Origin of the sequence: Corynebacterium sp. ACRPS (genome assembly GCF_022346005.1) — a bacterium.
GTDB lineage: Bacteria > Actinomycetota > Actinomycetes > Mycobacteriales > Mycobacteriaceae > Corynebacterium.
The window spans coordinates 1-1,320 of sequence record NZ_JAKRMY010000041.1; the positions used below are offsets into that span (position 1 = coordinate 1).

General features: G+C 53.0%; 1 protein-coding gene. It reads right to left on the bottom strand.

Annotated elements, in window-relative coordinates; genetic code table 11:
• Positions 1 to 46: 46 nt before the first annotated feature.
• Positions 47 to 1,260, bottom strand: a protein-coding gene (locus tag MHX65_RS11470) for an IS3 family transposase (RefSeq protein ID WP_232208497.1) whose coding sequence is annotated in 2 segments (ribosomal slippage) — positions 47 to 987 and positions 987 to 1,260 — 1,215 coding nt in all. Because the reading frame shifts where the segments join, the coding sequence is not laid out codon by codon here.
• Positions 1,261 to 1,320 lie beyond the last annotated feature (60 nt).

Below are 1,320 nucleotides of genomic sequence, written 5' to 3' on the forward strand. Positions count from 1 at the left end.
TAGGGTTGCCCGCAAATCGTGGACACGTAGTTAAGCTGCTTAGGGGTTAAGCAGCGGCCTTCTTATTACCATTTTGATCAGCGAGCTGGGCTTCGAAATCGACGGGGCTTACCATCCCGATGGACGAGTGGCGACGGCGCCGGTTGTAGACAATCTCAATCCAGCGAGCCACCGCCTTCCGGGCTTCGTTGCGGGTTCGCCATTCCTTCCGATCGTAAAATTCGGTCTTCAATGTCGACCAGAACGACTCGGCCATCGCATTGTCAAAGCAGACACCAGTACGGCCGACCGATTGTGCAATCCCTAGTTCTTGACAGACCTGCCACAGCTGTTCGCTGGTGAACTGGGTACCACGATCGGCGTGGAAGACCACGCCGTCGGGTACTTCACCACGCAGGGTGTAAGCCATGCGCAGTGCACGTTCAACTAGGTAAGAATCCTGCACACTATCCATGGACCAGCCTAGGACTCGGCGGGAGTGTCCATCGCGGATAACGCATAGGTACAGCCAGCCCTCATTCGTGCGTAGATAGGTAATATCCGACATCCACACTCGATTAAGCTGCCCTTGATCAAATAGGCGTTTCACTAGGTCTGGAAGCGTTGACTTCCGCTTGGATTGAATCGTCGTTACGGGAACAAACGCCCTGGGTGAGATGCCTTCAATACCCATCATCCGCATGCGTTTGGCCACGGTTTTGCGATTCACATAGACCCCACCCTCGGCGAGTTCTGCAGTAATCCGTGGGGCACCGTAGACTTCGTCAGAATCTTCCCAGATGTCATGAATTTTCCTGTCTAACTGGTCGAGGAATCTCTGACGCTGATTTTCACCACGAAGCCGTACTGCTTGAGCCTTTTGCCATTTATAGTAGCCAGAACGAGAAACCTCTAATAACCTGCTCATTCGTTTGATGCTGTAGTTCGCCTTCTCCTGCTGCATTAGCTCAAATTTTTCCGATCGCGTTGCTTCGCAGCGAAGAAGGCGGTGGCTTTTGACAAGAACTCATTATCCATCTTGGCCTCAGCTAACTCACGACGCAGGCGAGCGTTTTCGGCTCGTATATCGGCATCACTGCGGCCATCTACCGAGCCTTGGCGTTCCCGCTCAAGTTTGACCCACCTGCCTAAAATTGTGGCTGATACGCTAATTTCCTTAGCCACATGAGCGATTGGGCGCCCAGACTCAATGACCAGTCTGGCGGCCTCCTGCCGGTACTCCGGGGTGTACTTCTTCCTTGACGAACTCACAATGAACATCCTCTCCTACGGACACAAGATCCGTACTAATAGGGTGTCCACTAAACGAGGGTAACCTCA